This window comes from Chryseobacterium cupriresistens (genome assembly GCF_046614675.1).
Lineage (GTDB): Bacteria > Bacteroidota > Bacteroidia > Flavobacteriales > Weeksellaceae > Chryseobacterium > Chryseobacterium cupriresistens.
In genome coordinates this window covers 151,228-170,100 of sequence record NZ_JBKKJT010000002.1, presented here as the reverse complement: position 1 = coordinate 170,100, position 18,873 = coordinate 151,228, and the positions used below count along the sequence as shown (strand labels likewise).

Annotated in this window: 15 protein-coding genes; 2 read left to right on the top strand and 13 right to left on the bottom strand. The window is 36.6% G+C overall.

The window, feature by feature from the left end:
- Positions 1-132: 132 nt before the first annotated feature.
- The 11 genes from ACLI50_RS06005 to lpxB form a co-directional block, all read right to left on the bottom strand.
- Positions 133-3,165 (bottom strand): reprolysin-like metallopeptidase, encoded by a 3,033-nt coding sequence (locus ACLI50_RS06005; protein WP_411413375.1) that lies wholly within the window; start codon positions 3,163-3,165, stop codon positions 133-135.
- A 277-nt stretch (positions 3,166-3,442) separates the two neighbouring features.
- Complete coding sequence (locus ACLI50_RS06000) at positions 3,443-4,108, bottom strand: DUF6048 family protein (protein ID WP_202841497.1); 666 nt, start codon at positions 4,106-4,108, stop codon at positions 3,443-3,445.
- Positions 4,074-4,550, bottom strand: a complete 477-nt coding sequence (locus tag ACLI50_RS05995; protein WP_411413374.1) for a hypothetical protein — start codon at positions 4,548-4,550, stop codon at positions 4,074-4,076. Before ACLI50_RS05995 ends, ACLI50_RS06000 begins: the two co-directional genes overlap by 35 nt.
- Before the next feature lie 30 nt (positions 4,551-4,580).
- Positions 4,581-5,993 carry a 23S rRNA (uracil(1939)-C(5))-methyltransferase RlmD gene (gene rlmD / locus ACLI50_RS05990; RefSeq protein WP_110008260.1) on the bottom strand — a complete coding sequence of 471 codons (1,413 nt, stop codon included), beginning with the start codon at positions 5,991-5,993 and terminating at the stop codon, positions 4,581-4,583.
- 108 nt (positions 5,994-6,101) lie between these two features.
- Entirely contained in the window at positions 6,102-7,643 is a 1,542-nt protein-coding gene (locus ACLI50_RS05985) for a TlpA family protein disulfide reductase (protein WP_227944177.1), read from the bottom strand.
- Between the two features lie 309 nt (positions 7,644-7,952).
- Positions 7,953-8,720 carry a succinate dehydrogenase/fumarate reductase iron-sulfur subunit gene (locus tag ACLI50_RS05980; RefSeq protein WP_062675785.1) on the bottom strand — a complete coding sequence of 256 codons (768 nt, stop codon included), beginning with the start codon at positions 8,718-8,720 and terminating at the stop codon, positions 7,953-7,955.
- A gap of 24 nt (positions 8,721-8,744) precedes the next feature.
- Positions 8,745-10,757 carry a fumarate reductase/succinate dehydrogenase flavoprotein subunit gene (locus ACLI50_RS05975; protein WP_202841501.1) on the bottom strand — a complete coding sequence of 671 codons (2,013 nt, stop codon included), beginning with the start codon at positions 10,755-10,757 and terminating at the stop codon, positions 8,745-8,747.
- A gap of 15 nt (positions 10,758-10,772) precedes the next feature.
- Complete coding sequence (locus ACLI50_RS05970) at positions 10,773-11,435, bottom strand: succinate dehydrogenase cytochrome b subunit (RefSeq protein ID WP_411413373.1); 663 nt, start codon at positions 11,433-11,435, stop codon at positions 10,773-10,775.
- Positions 11,436-11,580: 145 nt separating this feature from the next.
- Complete coding sequence (locus tag ACLI50_RS05965; RefSeq protein ID WP_411413372.1) at positions 11,581-13,353, bottom strand: ComEC/Rec2 family competence protein; 1,773 nt, start codon at positions 13,351-13,353, stop codon at positions 11,581-11,583.
- Positions 13,354-13,494: 141 nt separating this feature from the next.
- Entirely contained in the window at positions 13,495-14,586 is a 1,092-nt protein-coding gene (locus ACLI50_RS05960) for a glycoside hydrolase family 99 protein (RefSeq protein ID WP_411413371.1), read from the bottom strand.
- A 42-nt stretch (positions 14,587-14,628) separates the two neighbouring features.
- Entirely contained in the window at positions 14,629-15,732 is a 1,104-nt protein-coding gene (gene lpxB, locus ACLI50_RS05955) for a lipid-A-disaccharide synthase (RefSeq protein ID WP_202841507.1), read from the bottom strand.
- A gap of 78 nt (positions 15,733-15,810) precedes the next feature.
- On the opposite strand from lpxB, the gene ACLI50_RS05950 reads away from it, so the two are divergent.
- Together ACLI50_RS05950 and ACLI50_RS05945 are read left to right on the top strand one after the other, a co-directional pair.
- Entirely contained in the window at positions 15,811-16,320 is a 510-nt protein-coding gene (locus tag ACLI50_RS05950; protein WP_202841509.1) for a DUF2480 family protein, read from the top strand.
- Between the two features lie 109 nt (positions 16,321-16,429).
- Positions 16,430-17,089, top strand: coding sequence for a DUF937 domain-containing protein (locus ACLI50_RS05945; RefSeq protein ID WP_202841511.1), 660 nt, complete (start codon positions 16,430-16,432; stop codon positions 17,087-17,089).
- Positions 17,090-17,146: 57 nt separating this feature from the next.
- On the opposite strand, the gene ACLI50_RS05940 is transcribed toward ACLI50_RS05945, so the two are convergent.
- Positions 17,147-17,266, bottom strand: coding sequence for a 30S ribosomal protein THX (locus ACLI50_RS05940; RefSeq protein WP_065119703.1), 120 nt, complete (start codon positions 17,264-17,266; stop codon positions 17,147-17,149).
- A gap of 120 nt (positions 17,267-17,386) precedes the next feature.
- Positions 17,387-18,781 (bottom strand): MATE family efflux transporter, encoded by a 1,395-nt coding sequence (locus tag ACLI50_RS05935; protein WP_202841513.1) that lies wholly within the window; start codon positions 18,779-18,781, stop codon positions 17,387-17,389.
- Positions 18,782-18,873: the final 92 nt, after the last annotated feature.

Below are 18,873 nucleotides of genomic sequence, written 5' to 3'. Positions count from 1 at the left end.
ATCATTTTTTATTATTAATTTATAAGTACATTTATGTTTTTTTTATAAAAAAATAACAAATTAACTACTTATGATCTAAATAAAGAAATCCCCGGGAAGTTCCGGGGATTTACTAATATTTAAAGGTTATCTTTATTTCTTGATAAATTTAGATTTGAACTGTTCAATTCCTTTATCATCAATAGTAATTATATAACCACCTTTCACTAAAGCTGAAACATTTACTTTTCCATTATTGATATTTCCTCTGTCTACTAATTGTCCGGCAGCACTATAAATTTTATAAGTTGCTTTATCTGAAACTTTAGTAATATTTAAAACATCAGTTGCAGGATTTGGATAAATCTGAATACCATTATTTTTAACATCGTTTTCAGAAGTAGAAAGGTTACCTGTGATAACTACATTATAATCCTCAACCTCACCATCGAAAAGTTCTCCACAAACATAATCTGAAGGTAATGATAAACCAATGTTACCTCCTCCAGTTCCAGCACCTACATAGAATGCTACAACTCTCATTCTTAATGGCTGTCCTTCTACTGCATTCGCTGGAATTGTAACGTTTCCGCTTACTACAGTTGATGGCTGCGTTAATGTTACAGGATAATTCAATACTCTTTCTGAATCACTGAAAACACCATCTTTGTTAAAGTCTATAAATGCAGCTACCGTATCATAATCAGCACTACCGGAGTTCCCTACAGTAACAGACATAGGGTAAACATTCCCTTTTGTTAAGTTAATTTGAAGTGCTGTATTTGTTGTATAGTTTGTATATGTACTATTTACAGAAGTGTTATTTACATTCGCAAGTGTCACATTGGCAATATACTCATAGTCTGAACTTGTTGAAGCAGCTGCGCAGTAAGCAAGTGCAGGTGTACTGAAGTTTACGGATGTAGAATATGTTCCTACTGTAGTACCACAAACTAAAGCTACCTGAACTTCATACGTTGTACCATCAATTAAGTTACTTAAGTTGATTGAAGGAACTGCTGTATCAGCTTCAGTCCATACAGTTGTACCTACTTTTCTGTAACGTACTTTATAAGTTGCGCCTGTATAAGACATCCAGGATACACTTCCTGAAGACACTGTAATGTTACTTACAACAACGTTAGTTGGAGCAGCACTGCTACAAGCAGATAGAGGTGCAATACTTACAGGTCCTACCGCATAGAAAACATTTCCTATTGAAGAAACTCTTACTTTAATTGTCTGACCGTTCAATGAAGAAGGGAAAGTGAAGTTTTCGGATCCGTCATTAGGTGTTGATGCTGATAATACCATCCAGGTTGTTCCGTTATCTGTAGTGTAATCAATTTTTACATTAGCAACATTATAAGGAGCTGCATTGGTATTGGCAACAATCCATTGAACTGGCGTTGGAGTATTCACATCAGCATATTGGTTAGCTAATCTGAAAGGACCATTATCTCCTACAACAATAGTCTGAATTTTAAAAGCAGATTGCTGTTGGGCTACATTGGAATTATTATCTCTTACCGTTAATGCAAAATTTGTAGTTCTTGCCTTAGTAGATACGGCTTCCCATGTATTGTTCGCATTATTTAATACTCCGTTCATTACAGAAGTAAATTTCGGGAAGTATCTTGTCGGGCTTGCGTTTGGAGCAGCGGATCTGAATGAAGCTCCTGATGTTGTATTTCCTAAATTATACTTATCAATAGAAACTGAAGCATTATCTACCTCTTCCCAGGAATAAGTCATTGGATCATTTTCAGGATCTGTAGCAGAACCTGTTAAAGCAAAAGCAGTACCTTTAGGTATAGTATATGTTGGAAGATCAGCAATTACCGGTGGATTGTTAGTAATTGTAGTTTCTACATCACAAGTTTTTGCAATTAAATTAGCCTGTACCTGACCGATACTTGCTTTATGGAAATAAGGATCAGAGTTTTGCTGAACATCTGTATCAGGGCCGGTAATACCTGCATATCCCATGATGGTAGTTCCTGAACCTGGTTCCATATTTACTCCGCTTCCTTCAAGATTATGAGAGAAAGTATGGTTAGCTCCTAACTGGTGCCCCATTTCGTGTGCAACATAATCGATATCAAAGGCGTCACCAGACGGAATTCCATTCGCCGGAGAAGTAAATCCTGAACCTTTTCCTTTAGGAACTGCAGTTGTAGGATTGATACATACACACCCGATACATCCGGCGTTTCCTCCACCTCCTGATTTACCGAACAAGTGTCCGATATCATAGTTTTCGTTTCCAACATTGGCTGTCAAAGCTGCTTGCAGCTGTGTGTTCCAAGCCCCTTGTGATCCCGTTGCAGCTGCAGCATATGGATCGGTTGCCGGATCAATATAAATTACATTTGGAAAATTCTGTAAATTCAAATGCAATGCAAAATCTTTCTCAAAAACTCCATTTACTCTGGTTAGCGTGTTATTGATGGCAACCAATGCAGGAGCTCTTTTCTCGGCATCTGTAGCAGTGGCAGGCACGTTTGCAAGTGTCATAAAGTATTGTGTATACTCACCTGTAACAGACATTGCCAGTCTCATTGTTCTGTATTTCTTATCAGAACTTTTGTTAAAAGTTGTTGGCTGATTAGAGAATGACTGCCCATTTTTCAATAAAGCATCTATTTCCTTCTTAGCAGCAGGAGATTCTTCTGTAGAACACAGGAAACCGTTCTTATCCTTTTTTGTTTTAGGATGAACAGCGTAAACCGTTTTGTCTGCTGATGCCGGATCGATAAATTCATATTTATCTCCATGAATAATCATTGACTGAAAATCGTTAGGAGCGATACTGAATCTTAAGTATTTGGTAGGGTCATCGACACTTGTTCCAACATAAGATCCTAATTCATACTTGTCTGCCAGTTCTTTTACAACTACCGGAAAACTGTATACATTAAACCTTTCAATCTTCCCACTCATTGTAGGAAGAGAAATTACTACAGGAGTGGAATTAGCTCCCATTTCCTGTGCATTCTTCAGCTGAGATCTCAGTAAGTTCAGGTCCAGTTTATAGTACCCGTTACCTCTTACATTAGATTGATCTACTCTAAATCCTGTACTTCTTTTGTTGTCGTCTCCTTTTTTAAGAGAAGTAGGTGTCCATTGCCCGAACACTGCCCCTCCTATGCAAGTTAACATTAAAGCAGTAAATACTCTTTTCATAAATTAAAAAACAATTATAATTTCCGCCAAATATAGCTATTTTATAAATCAAACAAATTAAATAACTTAATATTTTTTAATATTATACATCTAAAAAACATATTCATTAAAAAAAACACAAATCAAAGAATATGATTAATTTTATATTCTATATATTGTACAATTCAAGAATTATCATTTATAAAAATTATAAGTAACATTCATTAAAAAAAACACAAACTTTAGGACAATCTAAAGTTTGTGTTTTTTATATTTTAAATGGTAAGAGCAGTTATTTCTAGAACTTATAAGCAATATTCCATGCAAACCCCATATTAAACTTTGAGGAACTTCTTCCAAAGCCGGGAACGATCATTGGAGAAATATCATCCTGTTTGGAAGTGTAAACCATATATCTTGGCTGAAGATTTACATCTATATAAAAATTGGAACTAAACAATTGCACTCTGCCCCCCAATGTACCTTCAAGCCAGAAAGAAGACTGAGAGGATGAAGGAAATGCTTCAGAGGAACTGCTTCCCCCAAATCCGCGAACGGGAATTGCCATATATTCCTGGTTATAGAATGATCCTGCTGCTTTTCCACCAGCATAAAATCCGTTGAATTCATTCTCTGCATCTTTTGCCAGCATATAGAAAGCCCCCAACTTAACGAAGGGACCGCTTGCTTTTGCATCATAACCATTCTTCTGATACACATTCTTTTCAAAACCTGCTTCCGCAATAGCATGCAGATTTCCTTTTATCTTTGACGAAATAAATCCCTGATACAGTTTTCTGTCTGAAAAGAATCCGGCTCCGGTGTTCAGTACATCAAGGCCAACCATAAAATTGGGTTCATATTTCTCATGAACTTTCTTTTCTGCTTCCTTTTTTTTCTCTTGTGCCCAGCTTATTATTCCCAATAAACTAAAAAGAAAGGTAAAGATTAGTCTTGTCTTCATTCTCTATTTGATTTTGCCCGGCTTCCAGTTTCAGAACAGGATTCGGAGTTACTAATTCTGAACTTAAATTCTCATAAGATTTTTTGATTCCGCACCCCGGAGATACATAGGTAGACTTTGTACTATAGCTGATTCTTACATGAGACTCCGGCCCTTTGAATCTGGTTTTGAAATAAACATCCGTATAGGGTGAGTTGTCTACACGTAAAGGAATTAACCTGGAATCAATGTTGGCAAGTTTTCCCAAATCCACCTTTCCTCCGCCATAGTCTACTGATACATACAATGTATCTATGGTTGTATCCTTTCCTTCCACCAATGTTCTGAAACCTACCTTCATTCTGGGAGTTCCTTCTCCGCTTTCACAGATATCATCATCTCCGCCACAGGAAAAAAGCATTCCTAAAAAGCAGATTGCTATGAGAAATTTAAAGTACTTCATATTAAGATTTGAAATTCAAATTTAAATAATTTATTTTTTAACAAGCAATGCAATGTTCTCAACATGGTGCGTTTGCGGGAACATATCTACCGGTAAGATCTTTACTAAAGTATAATGATCTTTCATCAGGGCAAGATCTCTCGCCTGTGTTGCTGAGTTACAGCTTACATAAACTACTTTTTCAGGTGACAGTTTTAAAATCTGCTCTACAACCTTCTGGTGCATTCCATCTCTTGGAGGATCCGTGATTAACACATCTGCTTTAGGATGATTCGCCATAAATTCATCATTGAAAATATCTTTCATATCTCCACAATAGAACGTTGTATTTGTCAATCCGTTCAATGCGGCGTGTTCTATAGCTGCGTCTATGGCTTCCTGTACAGATTCTATTCCAATCACCTGTTTTGCATTTCTTGCTACATACTGGGCGATTGTTCCTGTTCCGGTATAAAGGTCATACACTACTTCATCTCCTTTAAGATCTGCAAACTCCAATGTTTTTCTGTATAGCTCCAGTGCCTGTTTGTAGTTGGTCTGAAAGAATGATTTCGGACCGATTTTAAACTGCAGTCCGTCCATTTCTTCCATAAGGTATCCTTCCCCGAAATATACATTGATATTTAAATCATAAATAGAGTCATTCTGCTTAGGATTAATAGCATATACCAATGTTTTAATCTGCGGGAATTTTTCTAATAAGAATTCAAAAAGTTTTTCTCTGTTTTCTTTTTCTTCTCTGTAAAGCTGGAAAAGAACCATCCATTCTCCTTTGGAGTTCTGTCTCATCATTAAGGTTCTTAAGAATCCTTCCTGATTTCTCACATCAAAAAAGTCAAGGCCAGTATTAACGCCATATTCTTTTACAGCCAGTCTAATGGCATTGGAAGGATCTTCCTGAAGGAAACACTCTTTCAAATCAAGAATCTTGCTCCACATTCCCGGAATATGAAAACCTAAGGCATCTTTGCTCCCGAAATTTTCTTCGGAGCTTATTTCATATTGAGTAAGCCATCTCGCATTGGAGAAGGAAAACTCCATTTTATTTCTGTAAAAATATTGTTCTTCAGATCCTAGAATCGGAACCGTTTCAAAGTCATCAATTCCTCCGATCCTTTTGATATTATTATAGACTTCTTCCTGTTTAAAATCAAGCTGTTTTTCATAGCTCATATTCTGCCACTTGCATCCTCCGCAAGTACCAAAATGAATACATTTAGGCTCAACTCTGTACGGTGATTTTTCAAGAACTTCAATGGCTTCGCCTTCATAGTATTTAGACTTTGCTTTCTTCACTCTCACATTCACAATATCACCTGGAATGGCGCCTGTTACCATTACCGTTTTACCTTCCTCTGTTTTTCCTATTGCCACGCCTTTTGCTCCAGCTGTCAACAATTTTATATTTTCAAGAGTTAGATCTCTTTTTTTCTTCCTACTCATTCTAAAATTTTCTATTTTCCTAATTGAAACTTTAACGTTCCGGTTTGCAAAAATACAATAAAAAAAACCTTATCCGAAGATAAGGTTTCTATACAGTGTTAAAGTTTATTATTTTGTTGGAGCCGGCTGTGGATTTGCTGGCTGTGGGGCTTGCTGCATTGCAGATGGATCAAGCTGCAGTTGTGGCTGCATTTGCGCATTCGGATCTACTTTCGGAGCAGAAAGACCTGTCAGTTTATCAAGAATTGTCACCAATTCCTGCTCACCAAGGTTCACGAAAGATCTGCTGGCAATTTTACCGTCTTTATCGATGATTACAAAGCAAGGTAATTTGAATCCGTATACGCCATATTTCTTAGCGATATCTGAGTTCAATCCTCCTTCTCCGTAAACATTTACTCCCTGAATTCCTTTTAATAAAGAATTACTTGTTTTAATAAACTGGTCTTTTGTATCATCAACGTTTACAAATACAAAATTCATTTTAGACTTATAGAAGTTTACGACTTCTTTTAATACAGGTACGGTAGCTTCGCTGATGTAAGGGTTCCATGAAGCATAGAAGAACAGCATATAAGGTTTTCCTTTGTTTTCAGAAAGCTTGTAAGCTTTTCCGTCTTGTTTTGCTAAAGCTGCTTCGGGAGCTGCCTCTCCGATTTTAAGTCCTGTAATCGCTACCTGCATTTTTAAAAGGTCGCTTTTAATAGTAGCATCTTTAATATCTGAATCGATGATCTTCTTAATCTTGTCGATATTGGCAGCCGGAGTTGTTGGATGAATATCAGCCTGAGCCATTACAAATGCAAGAAGATAATCTTTTGTTGTTTGAGATAAATCTTTTTTAGTTTTTAAATACTGGGCAAACATCTCAGAAGTTGTAATACCTGTTTTTCCTTTGCTGTTTGCTTCAGCATATTTCTGGAAATCAGGAGTCATTTTTACCAGCAGATACTGTCTGTAAAGAGGAATAGTTTTCACCATCGCTTCTTTGTCTGTTTCTAACTGGGTTTCATAATCTTTAAAAGCTTTAGATGATTTGTAAGAAGGGTTTCCGGACATAGGACCGTGAGACATTTCATAGTTGGCAAGCAAATTAAGAATGGTTACTTTCACATCATTTTTTTTCCACTCTAGTAATCCTTTGCTTGGATTATTTTTCTTAGCAAGGTCATCCACGTTTTTATTAATATCCGCTTCAATTTTATGCATTCCTTTCAAAAATGCAGCTTCATCTCCTGCCATCAAAGCGCCTAAGTTAACTTTATTACCATACTCAGCTAAAAACTTCTGAGAAGCTGTAAGGAAATCATTATTCTTTTTAGCATCTCCGGTAATCACATATTCATTTGGGAAGGTAGCTCCGTTTCCTGAGATATTCACTTTTTGTCCTCCTTCAAGATAAATCAGGCTTTGTCTGCCTGCATAGTTGATTACGTACATCCCATCCTTAGGAGCATCAAAACTTCCTGAAAAGTTTCCGTCTTTATCGAGACCTATATTAATTAAAGGCAGGGTTCCTACTCCTGAAGCTTCTACAAATTCAATTCTTTCCAATGGTGAGCTTCCGGTAATTTTTCCTTTTACTTCTACTTTTTTTGAACAAGACATCACAAAGAATGTGATGATAAACAATAAAAGATATTTTTTCATTTCAATTTTTAATATTACACAAAAATACGCTTTTTAGGGCTTGCTAATTCACACTAATTATTTTTTTTAAAAATTTTATTATTACCGTTCAAAAGGGGTATTCCAATTATTGAATGACACCTTTTTGATGGTAAAAAGCATTTGAAAGCTTTTTCATAAAAACGATTCAACTACCTTTCAAATATATAGTTAATAAATAAAGAATGACGAAGATCCGGCCATAAGTTAACAAACTTTAACAGAGTCTTCTTTTTCATAAAAAAATCGCCTCCAAAAATGAAGGCGATTTTCTATGTATTTGAATCAATTCTATCCTTGATCTACAAGAGCAGCCATGTATTCTCTGTTCATTCTTGCAATGTTTTCAAGAGAAATTCCTTTAGGACATTCTACTTCACACGCACCTGTGTTTGAACAGTTACCAAATCCTTCTTCATCCATAGCTTTTACCATGTTCAGAACTCTTCTCTTAGCTTCTACTCTACCTTGTGGAAGTAATGCATACTGAGAAACTTTTGCTCCAACGAATAACATTGCAGATCCGTTTTTACATGTCGCTACACAAGCTCCACATCCGATACAAGCTGCAGCATCCATTGCTTTGTCTGCATCTTCTTTCGGAACAGGAATAGCGTTAGCATCCAATGTATTACCGGAAGTGTTCACAGAAATGAAACCTCCTGCTGCCATTACTCTGTCGAATGCGCTTCTGTCTACCATCAAGTCTTTGATAACAGGGAAAGCAGCACTTCTCCAAGGTTCAATAACGATAGTCTCTCCATCTTTGAACATTCTCATGTGAAGCTGACAAGTTGTGATACCTGTATCAGGTCCGTGAGCTCTACCATTGATGTAAAGAGAACACATACCGCAGATTCCCTCACGACAGTCGTGGTCGAAAGCGATTGGTTCTTTTCCTTCGTTAATTAAATTTTCGTTCAGGATATCTAACATCTCTAAAAATGAAGAGTCTGTAGATACATCTGATATTTTATAGGTCTCAAACTGACCTTTAGTTTTACTATTTTTTTGTCTCCAAATTTTCAGCGTAAGATGTAAGCCTTTTTTTGCACTCATAATGTTATATTTATAGGTTGGAGATTATTTATAACTTCTAGTTTTAACCTCGATGTTCTCGTAGATCAGTTCTTCTTTATGCAACACTTCCGCGTTGATATCGTCTCCCTGATATTCCCAAGCTCCGACGTATTTGTAGTTTACGTCGTCTCTTTCCGCTTCTCCGTCAGGAGTTGAATGATCTTCACGGAAATGTCCACCACAAGATTCGTTTCTGTGTAGTGCATCGATAGCCATTAATTGTCCAAGCTCAAGGAAGTCCGCCACTCTGAATGCTTTTTCAAGCTCAGTGTTCATTCCTTCTCCTTCTCCCGGAACTTTTACATTTTTCCAGAAGTTATTTCTTACTTCTTCAATTTCCTTGATCGCTTCTCTTAACCCTTCAGGAGTTCTTCCCATTCCTACTTTATTCCACATAATGTTTCCTAACTGCTTGTGGAAATAGTCTACAGAATGAGTTCCTTTATTGTTTAAGAAGAAATTAATTTTCTCTTTAATTCCTTTTTCAGCCTCGTCAAATGCTGCTGAATTGGTAGGAATAGTTCCTGTTCTGATATCTGCAGAAAGGTAATCTGCAATCGTGTAAGGAAGTACAAAATATCCATCAGCAAGACCCTGCATCAAAGCAGAAGCACCCAGTCTGTTTGCCCCGTGATCTGAGAAGTTAGCCTCACCGATTACGAAACATCCAGGGATCGTAGACTGAAGATTATAATCAACCCATACACCACCCATTGTATAGTGAACCGCAGGATAGATCTTCATTGGAGTTTTGTAAGGATCATCAGCTGTAATTTTTTCGTACATTACGAATAAGTTACCATACTTCTCCTCAACCCACTTTTTACCAAGATCATAGATCTGCTGATCTGTAGGATTATGAATATGTTTTTCGATAGCGGCTTCTTTACCTTTTTTCATGATCTCTGTAGAGAAATCAAGGTAAACACCTTCTTTAGTATCATTATTTTCAATTCCGTATCCGGCATCACATCTTTCCTTAGCAGCTCTGGAAGCTACGTCTCTAGGTACAAGGTTACCGAATGCAGGATATCTTCTTTCCAGATAATAATCTCTATCTTCTTCTTTAATATTTTCAGGTCTTAATTTACCTTCTCTGATCGCTACTGAATCTTCAATTTTCTTAGGAACCCAGATTCTTCCTGAGTTTCTTAATGATTCAGACATCAAAGTCAGTTTAGACTGCTGTGTTCCGTGAACTGGGATACAAGTAGGGTGAATCTGTACGTAGCATGGGTTTGCGAAGTAAGCTCCTTTCTTGTGAATTTTCCATGCTGCAGAAACGTTCGATCCCATTGCATTGGTAGAAAGGAAATATACGTTTCCGTATCCTCCTGAAGCAATTACTACTGCGTGAGCAGAGTGTCTTTCAATTTCTCCTGTTACAAGGTTTCTTGCAATAATTCCTCTTGCTTTTCCGTCAACAATAACAAGATCCAACATCTCATGACGGTTGTACATCTTAATTCTTCCTTTACCGATCTGACGGCTCATTGCAGAATAAGCACCTAATAATAACTGCTGTCCGGTTTGTCCTTTTGCGTAGAAAGTTCTTTTTACCTGAACCCCACCAAATGAACGGTTATCCAGCTGACCACCGTAATCTCTTCCGAAAGGAACCCCCTGGGAAACACACTGGTCAATAATATTTGCAGAAACTTCAGCTAATCTGTAAACGTTAGCTTCTCTTGCTCTATAGTCACCACCTTTGATGGTATCGTAGAATAATCTGTAAGTAGAGTCACCATCTCCCTGGTAATTCTTAGCTGCGTTGATCCCTCCCTGAGCTGCAATCGAGTGAGCTCTTCTTGGAGAATCCTGGTAGCAGAATGCTTTTACGTTGTATCCTTGCTCAGCTAATGTAGCTGCAGCAGAACCTCCTGCCAAACCTGTACCTACAACAATAATATCAATTTTATCTCTGTTGTTTGGTGCAACAAGGTTCATATGGTCTTTATGATTTTTCCACTTGTCTTTAAGAGGACCCGCTGGAATTCTTGAATCTAATTTACTCATATTAGTATATTGATATTATTGAGTTATAAAATGGAAAACTGCTACGATGATGAATCCTGCAGGAATAAGGATGGAATACCATTTCCCGAAAGCTTTGATCACCGGCGTATATTTTGGATGTCTCGCACCGATAGACTGGAATGAAGACTGGAATCCGTGAGCTAAGTGTAATCCTAACAAAACAAAAGAGATTACATATAAAGCCACTCTCCAAAGATCAGCAAACTTTTCATGAAGCTCAGGCCAGAAACGTTCTGCATCAGGAGTCAATCCTTCTACATACTTGAAATTCATTTCGTGTAGCCAGAAATCATATAAGTGAAGCGCCAAGAAAGCTAAAATAACAGCTCCTGAAATAATCATATTTCTGGACATCCATGAAGAATTCACAGATGCGTTGTTTGCTGCATACTTTACCGGACGCGCTTTATTATTCTTGATCTCCAATACAAATCCCATTACAAAATGGAAAATTACTGCAAAACCAAGAATAGGCTGCATTAAGAACTGCACAAAAGGATTATAGCCCATAAAGTCAGATGCTGTATTGAATGCATCCTTGTTTAGAACTGATAACAAATTGGTTGTCAAATGCAGTATAAGAAAAATCAGCAAAAACAGAGCTGATAATGCCATAGCGTATTTTCTACCTATCGTAGAACTCGTTAAACCTGCCATATAAGTTTAAATTTGAATTTCCACAAAATTAAGAAAGTTTAACAATATCGAAAAGTGAGAAATCTCACAAATAGACAGTTTGTAATCTTTCTAAATAAGATCTTCACCCGTTATAAATACAGGAAAATGGCTAAATTCAGAACCGTCATTTCAGATCATAAGTCTTATCTCTGAAAACTACTTTTTGAATGGAGGGTGACAAGGTTTTTACCTCAAAATGGTCTACTCTTCTGGATGCACAATATGGGTTGATTATATACTGTAAAACCTCCGTCTTATTTTTCATATCCGAAATCCAGAAACATACTCTGCTACCATTTTTTACTGAAAAAATCCTGGTTTTATTAAAATGATGAACCAATATCTCTTCTTTTTGATTTTCAAAAGCCGTGATTCCGCTTCTTATCATCAAAAATAGTAAAACTGCCATCAGCAACCTCATCGCGTTTTTCACCTTGAATTTCAGAATAGCCGGCCTTAACCAATATACAAACACAGATGCAGACATCACTTCTATCCCACTCATTGGGATATTTTCAAAGAAAAGAAAATCAACCTCAGCAAACCAGTGGATCATCTTCAGCAGAACCTGAATAACTTCATCATACACTCTGTTTATAAGATCAAAATCAATTCCCAAAGAAATAAGACCTGTCATTACAAATGAAAAGACAATGATGATCTCAGAAAAAGGAACAATGACAACATTGGCAATAATTGATATGAATGAAAACTGATGAAAATAACAGAGCACCAGAGGAAGTGTTGCCAGCTGTGCTGATAAAGAAATTGTAATGGTGTTATACAGAAGTTTTTCAATATTATTATTCTGTTTTGGAAAGCATTTCAGCAGAGGCTGATTCAGCCAGTAAATTCCCAAAACAGCCAGAAAGCTAAGCTGAAAACCCACATCAAAAAGCTGTTGGGTATCTCCAATCAGAATAAAAAAAGCAGATAAAGCCAGTGAGTGAAGCAGATCCGGTTTCCGCTGGAGCAAAACAAAAATAAAATAAACACTCAACATGATACATGACCGCAATACTGAATTACCCAATCCGATAAAAGCGGCAAACAACCAGATGAAAATCAAACTGAGAATGACCGCATATTTTCTGAGTTTTAAGGTTGTAAAACGAGTCAGTAAAAAATAAAAAATCCCAAAAACAACCACAATATGAGTTCCGGAAATGGCCAGAAAATGAACCAGTCCTGACCTATTAAAATCTCTGACAGTGCGTGCATCAATTTCTGTTCTATCTGCCAGAATAATACCTTTTAGAAATTCTTTAGTTTTTTCAGAAATTGCTGTTTTATCTATTTTTCTAAGAACCTCAAACCTGTATTGTTTTAACCGGTCTACCCATGTTAAATCATTCCGTTCCGCAGAAACAATTCCTTCTGAAATATAAATCTGGTAATGAATATGTTTCCTTTTGAGGTATTGGGCATAATCGAACTGAAAATCATATGTTGGCGCCTGAGGTTGCGTAATATAAGCCTCAGCTTTGTAGTAGTGAATAAAATCCAGTTCTTTCCTGTCTTTTGGAACATAAAAAATTGAATTGAAACAGGTTCCTTCTGCCTGTATTACGCCTTCATATTTTCTATACTTTTCAGAAGAATTTAATTTCTGAGAGATCTTAAATGTAACTGTTTCATGTTTCTTTATCAGAAGCTTATCGTCTGACAAAGAGGTATTATAAAAATGAAGAATAATGCCTCCTCCAAACAATAGGAGCATCAGTAAAACAGTTTTGGTTTTATGTAGAAAATAAGAATGAAAGCAGATTACAACAAGCAGAACCAAACAAGTTACAGCAACCCCATCAATAAAATATTCTGCCAATGCTATTTTATCCTGAAAAAGAATTCCAAGAATAAAACATACTGCCAGAATAAGAAGAGGCTGCTTGTTCAATTTCCATTAATTATCCTTTTAAAATAAGTGATTAAAGGAGAATTTATAAACTCTTAAAGAACTAAATAAGCGCTTTGTCTTCATCAAAAATGTCAACAGAACGCTTTATTTTTTGTTTTAAAAATTAAGTTTGAAAGTATATTATTTCTTTTTCAGAAATTTATCCGTCAAACGCTTCGTTTCTTTTATATAAAATAAAGGATCTTTACCGTAATCTTCATATTTGAAATCACCTGCTTTTTTAGGAACAGCAGGCTCTATTTGTGTTCCTTCATGCCATTCATTGAATGATGTAATTCCAATAAATTCCGGTTTTACCCTGATGGCTGCATCAAACATCTTCTCATAATATTTTCCGTTGTCTCTGCTTTTGAAATTGGCTTCGTTCCATGGGCGGATTCTTGTATCTGAATATCCGGGACCTACACAAGGAATAAAAATCAGATGATGATCTTTAGCAAATTTGGCCATAAAATACCAGTTGGCTGTTGTACTTCCATACACAAACCCTTCACTGGCAAAATAAGTGTAGAAACCGTCAAAACCTGAGTTATTAAAAAATTCAGCATCATTTTTCTCCACCCAAAGCCCGATATAAAGTGCATCTAAATCTGTGTTTCTAACTGTTTCCTCGCCATTTTTGGATAATATTTTCATCCATTCTTCTTTGGGGATTTTATAACTGTCATAGACATAAAACAAAGGCTTCCCTTCTTTTTTATAGAAAGCATGATGATGAGAGTAAGTTTTTACCAGATAAGAAAGCTGTTCTTTTAATTCTGATGTATTTTTATAGAACGGCTCAATATGAAAGGCAATTTTTAAATCAAAGCGATCTGCAATATCCAGATATTTGATAAGACTTTTATCCGTAAACGAATCTTTTCCCAGCCAGCTTACCACCACCACTCCCACCCCGGAGTCTTTGATCATTTTCATATGCTGCTCTATGATTTTTATGTCATTCGAGCTATAATTTCCAAGCGCCGGGTAAAAATTAGCACCAATATCATCTCCTCCTGTGTGATGGCCCAGATTATTCCATTTCGGATTACTCCAGTGAGGAAGAATCTCATGATTCCAGTGCTGATAACTTCCGTCCGTTGCAGGATTTCCATACCAACCGTAATAAAATATCTGGATTTTATCTCTTTTATCGTTCTGCTGGGCAAAACTATTTGAGAAAAATAATGTAAACGTTAATAATAGGAGAAAACGGCTAAAATAATTCATAGTTACAATGTAGATTAAATTCTCAAAAGCATTTGATAAATACTATACTTTCAATATCACTTCAGCAGCATGCTCACTTGCGCCTTTTCCACCAAGCTTTTCTCTAAGAAGGTTATAGTCATTCAGAACCTGTTCTCTTTTCTCTCCAGCTATGATTTTATTCAGTTCTTCTACCAGATTTTTAGTATTCAGGTCATTCTGAATCAATTCTTTTACGACTTCTCTGTCCATAATCAGATTAACCAGAGAAATATAATTGATATTTTTCACCAATCTTTTAGCAATAGCATAGGAAATTTTACTTCCACGATAACAGACTACTTCAGGGATATTCAGCAAAGCTGTTTCCAGTGTTGCAGTTCCGGAAGTCACAAGAGCCGCCTTCGAGCATCTTAGCAGATCATAAGTTTTATTGGAAACAAAATGAACATTATCATCTACATATTTCTGATAAAATTCTTTTGGTAAACTTGGCGCTCCGGCAATGACAAACTGGTAATTTTTAAAATATGATCTTACGGAAAGCATGATTTCAAGCATTTTTTCCACCTCCTGTTCTCTGGAACCGGGCAGCAATGCTATGATTTCTTTTTCGTTCAATCCATGCTCCGACTTGAATTTTTCAATACTGATTTCCTGCAGATCCGAAATAGCATCCAGCAAAGGATGACCTACAAAATGAGAGTGAACGCCGTGTTTTCTGTAAAAATCTTCTTCAAAAGGAAGAATCACCATCATTTCATCCACATACTTTTTGATAATTTCTACGCGGCCTTCTTTCCATGCCCAAAGCTGTGGAGAAATATAATAAACAACTTTAATTCCCAACTCTTTGGCAAATCTTGCAATTCTCAGATTGAATCCCGGATAATCTACCAGAATCAGGATATCAGGTCTGTTTTTCTGAATATCCTCTTTACAGAATTTAATATTATTCAGAATAGTACGGAGGTTCATCACAACTTCCAGAAATCCCATAAAAGCAAGGTCACGGTAATGTTTTACCAGAGTTCCTCCCTGAGCTTTCATCAGGTCGCCACCCCAAAATCTGAATTCCGCTTGGGGATCCTTGTGTTTTAAGGCTTTCATCAGGTTGCTTCCATGCAAATCACCGGAAGCTTCTCCTGCAATAATATAATACTTCATTTCTATAGTAAGGATAGAGAACAAATTAAGACAGATATGATCTTAATTCGTAAATTTGTTCAAAGATAATGATAAAAAATGTCAGAAGAATTTGAAATCCGGAATAAAGTTGCAGAAAGCGGCCTTATCAATTTTGACCTTACCACTTTACTGCCAAAAGGGGAAAGAAAAGGTATTGATCTTAAAGATTTCCTTTTTCAGGAAATGATCCTTAAAGAAAAGGATTTCCGTGAAAAGGTAGATGCAATCGATACGGAACAATATAAAGATACTTATATATACATCTACAATTCTGTAGATACCATTATTCCTCTTTGGGCTTATTTTGTCTTAACTGCAAAACTTACAGATGTAGCTAAGAAAATAGTGTTTGGAAGCCGTGAAGACCTGGAAGTTATTTTAATGCATAATGCCATCCAGACTCATGATTTTGAGGAAATGAGAGGAAAGAGAGTCCTTGTAAAAGGATGTTCAGATAAAGAAATTCCCGAAAATGCTTATATTGAATTGGTAGAACAATTAAAGCCAATGGTAAAATCCCTGATGTTCGGAGAAGCATGTTCTAATGTTCCTATTATCAAAAATTAAAGGCTGCTGAAGCCTTCCTTAAACTTTAACAATATTTGTGAGAGCAGGTTATTTTCTGAGGCATATTTTTTGATAACTTTGGTTTACTTAATACTTAATAAACACAAAAATGAGTTTAATTGACCTTCTTACAGGGAACACCGGCAATCAGGTTGCTGAACAGGCTGAGAACAAATTCGGAATCAGCAAAAATCAGGTAATTGCCCTATTAGCCGTTGCTGCACCTCTTATCATTTCTTATCTTAGAAATAAATCTCAGGATGCTAAAGAAGCGGAAGCTTTAAATAATGCTTTAGATAAAGACCATAACGGCAGTATTTTAAATGATGCTTCACAAATTGAGGCAAGACAGGCTGAAGGAGGATCGATTCTTGATCATATCTTTGGCGGGCAAAAAAGTACTGTTGAAAACCAGTTATCACAAAATACAGGAATTTCAATAGACAAAATTGGTCCTATCCTTGCGATGCTGGCACCTGTAGTTATGGGCTATATCGGACAGCAGAAACAACAGAGTAACGTAGGAGCAGGCGGCCTGGGAGATCTTTTAGGAGGAATTCTTGGAAACGCTTCCAATCAGGCTCAAGCCCAGCAGTCTAATCCTTTGAATGACATTCTTGGAAGTGTTTTGGGAGGTGGCGGACAATCTCAATCATCAGGAAATCCCCTGAACGATATACTGGGAAATGTATTGGGTGGTGGAGGAAACCAACAACAAGGCGGCGGCGGACTAGGCAGCATCCTTGGCAATATTTTAGGTGGTAAATAATTAATTTAATTTTCATAAAAAAGACCGGAGATATGATCTTCGGTCTTTTTATTTTGATTACTTTTTAGATTTTTCTTCAGAAGCGGCAAAAGATTTTGAGGCTTTTTTAGGTCTTCTTTTACCATAACTTCCGGAATTAATTTTTCCTCTTCTTGATTTTTTGTCTCCTTTTCCCATAGTATTATGTATTTGTTGTCCTACGAATTTAGAAAATACAATACTAAAATCCAATTAATGAAGCTGTTAAAGTTTTATAAATTAGGGAGGAAAGCTGGAGAATTCCATCACCCACGCTTTCTACACTTTTATTGTCTTCCATTTTCCTTTTTTAAATAAGATAAAGGCAACAATGGTAATCAATGTTTCTGCGGCTGGAATTGATATAAAAACTCCTTTGGGTCCCAAGTCAAGATATTTTGATAAAAAATAGGCCAGCGGAATCTGAAACAGCCAGAAACCAAAAAGATTAACCCAGGTAGGTGTCCATGTATCACCAGCTCCATTAAAGGCATTGATCATCACCATCCCGATTCCATAGAAAATAAATCCTATACTCATAATCTGAAGTGCATTTTTAGCAAAATCTTTAATGGCAGTTTCCTGAGTAAAAAAGCCTACTAAAAAATTCCCCATAAAAAGAAAGATCAGACTTACAATCAGCATAAAGATGACATTATATTTCACGGTTTTCATCACCGACTGTTCCGCTCTCAACATTTCATTCGCTCCCATATTCTGCCCTACCAATGTAGACGCAGCATTACTCAATCCCCAGGCTGGAAGCATAAAGAACATCATCAGTCTTAAAGCGGTCTGATAGCCTGCCGATGCATTCTCTCCTCCTGTAGTTGCTACCAGTTCTGCAAGGAAAATCCAGCTGCAAGAAGCAATGACAAACTGAAAAATACCGGGAGTTGCAATTTTTATAATAGATTTGATTAATCCGTAATTCGGTTTAAAATAAGAAATCAGAATACGGATCTGAGTATCCGCAACCAAAAGATGGTACAGCTGATAAATAACCCCAATACTACGTCCGATTGTTGTTGCCAAAGCAGCTCCCGTAAGCCCCAAAGCAGGTACAGGCCCCAATCCCTTTATCAGAATCGGACAGAGAATAATATTGGCAATATTGGCTATCCATAAGCTTTTCATCGCAATCATCGCGTTTCCGGCTCCTCTGAAAATACCATTAATTAAAAATAAAAGCATAATGATTGTACTGCTTCCCATCATAATTCTGGTGAAATTTTTTCCATAAGCGGCAGCTTCTGGTTTTGAACCCATCAGGATCAGGATTTCTTCTGCGTAGAGGACTCCCAGTAAGCTTAAAATAAAAGTAACCGTAAAAGAAACCAGCAACACCTGCGCAGCACTTCTGGAAGCCTGTTCCGGGTTTTTCTCACCAATTCGTCTTGCTACCAATGCTGTTGCCGCCATACTCATCCCAATCGCAATAGAATACATTATCGAAAGTACAGATTCGGTAAGCCCTACCGTTTGAATAGCAAAACCGCTTTCTTTCAGATGGCCGACAAAATAAAGATCCACAAGAGCAAATACGGATTCCATAGCCATTTCCAGCATCATGGGAATGGCTAAAAGCAGCACAGCACTTCTGATATTCACTTTCGTAAAATCGGTCTCTTCACCGCTGAATGCTTTTTTCAAAAATTCAATATATTTTGTCATTTCGCAATTAATATTTTGTGTAATCCCAAAAATACAAATCCAATTATTAGAAAAACTTAGCAATTGGTAATAAAATTTAATTTAGATTTGTA

What these genes read in the sequence shown, in the direction of transcription:
- ACLI50_RS06005 (WP_411413375.1), bottom strand. Translation starts at nt 3,165, where the DNA reads ATGAAAAGAGTATTTACTGCTTTAATGTTAACTTGCATAGGAGGGGCA.
- ACLI50_RS06000 (WP_202841497.1), bottom strand. Translation starts at nt 4,108, where the DNA reads ATGAAGACAAGACTAATCTTTACCTTTCTTTTTAGTTTATTGGGAATA.
- ACLI50_RS05995 (WP_411413374.1), bottom strand. Translation starts at nt 4,550, where the DNA reads ATGAAGTACTTTAAATTTCTCATAGCAATCTGCTTTTTAGGAATGCTT.
- rlmD (WP_110008260.1), bottom strand. Translation starts at nt 5,993, where the DNA reads ATGAGTAGGAAGAAAAAAAGAGATCTAACTCTTGAAAATATAAAATTG.
- ACLI50_RS05985 (WP_227944177.1), bottom strand. Translation starts at nt 7,643, where the DNA reads ATGAAAAAATATCTTTTATTGTTTATCATCACATTCTTTGTGATGTCT.
- ACLI50_RS05980 (WP_062675785.1), bottom strand. Translation starts at nt 8,720, where the DNA reads ATGAGTGCAAAAAAAGGCTTACATCTTACGCTGAAAATTTGGAGACAA.
- ACLI50_RS05975 (WP_202841501.1), bottom strand. Translation starts at nt 10,757, where the DNA reads ATGAGTAAATTAGATTCAAGAATTCCAGCGGGTCCTCTTAAAGACAAG.
- ACLI50_RS05970 (WP_411413373.1), bottom strand. Translation starts at nt 11,435, where the DNA reads ATGGCAGGTTTAACGAGTTCTACGATAGGTAGAAAATACGCTATGGCA.
- ACLI50_RS05960 (WP_411413371.1), bottom strand. Translation starts at nt 14,586, where the DNA reads ATGAATTATTTTAGCCGTTTTCTCCTATTATTAACGTTTACATTATTT.
- lpxB (WP_202841507.1), bottom strand. Translation starts at nt 15,732, where the DNA reads ATGAAGTATTATATTATTGCAGGAGAAGCTTCCGGTGATTTGCATGGA.
- ACLI50_RS05950 (WP_202841509.1), top strand. Translation starts at nt 15,811, where the DNA reads ATGTCAGAAGAATTTGAAATCCGGAATAAAGTTGCAGAAAGCGGCCTT.
- ACLI50_RS05945 (WP_202841511.1), top strand. Translation starts at nt 16,430, where the DNA reads ATGAGTTTAATTGACCTTCTTACAGGGAACACCGGCAATCAGGTTGCT.
- ACLI50_RS05940 (WP_065119703.1), bottom strand. Translation starts at nt 17,266, where the DNA reads ATGGGAAAAGGAGACAAAAAATCAAGAAGAGGAAAAATTAATTCCGGA.
- ACLI50_RS05935 (WP_202841513.1), bottom strand. Translation starts at nt 18,781, where the DNA reads ATGACAAAATATATTGAATTTTTGAAAAAAGCATTCAGCGGTGAAGAG.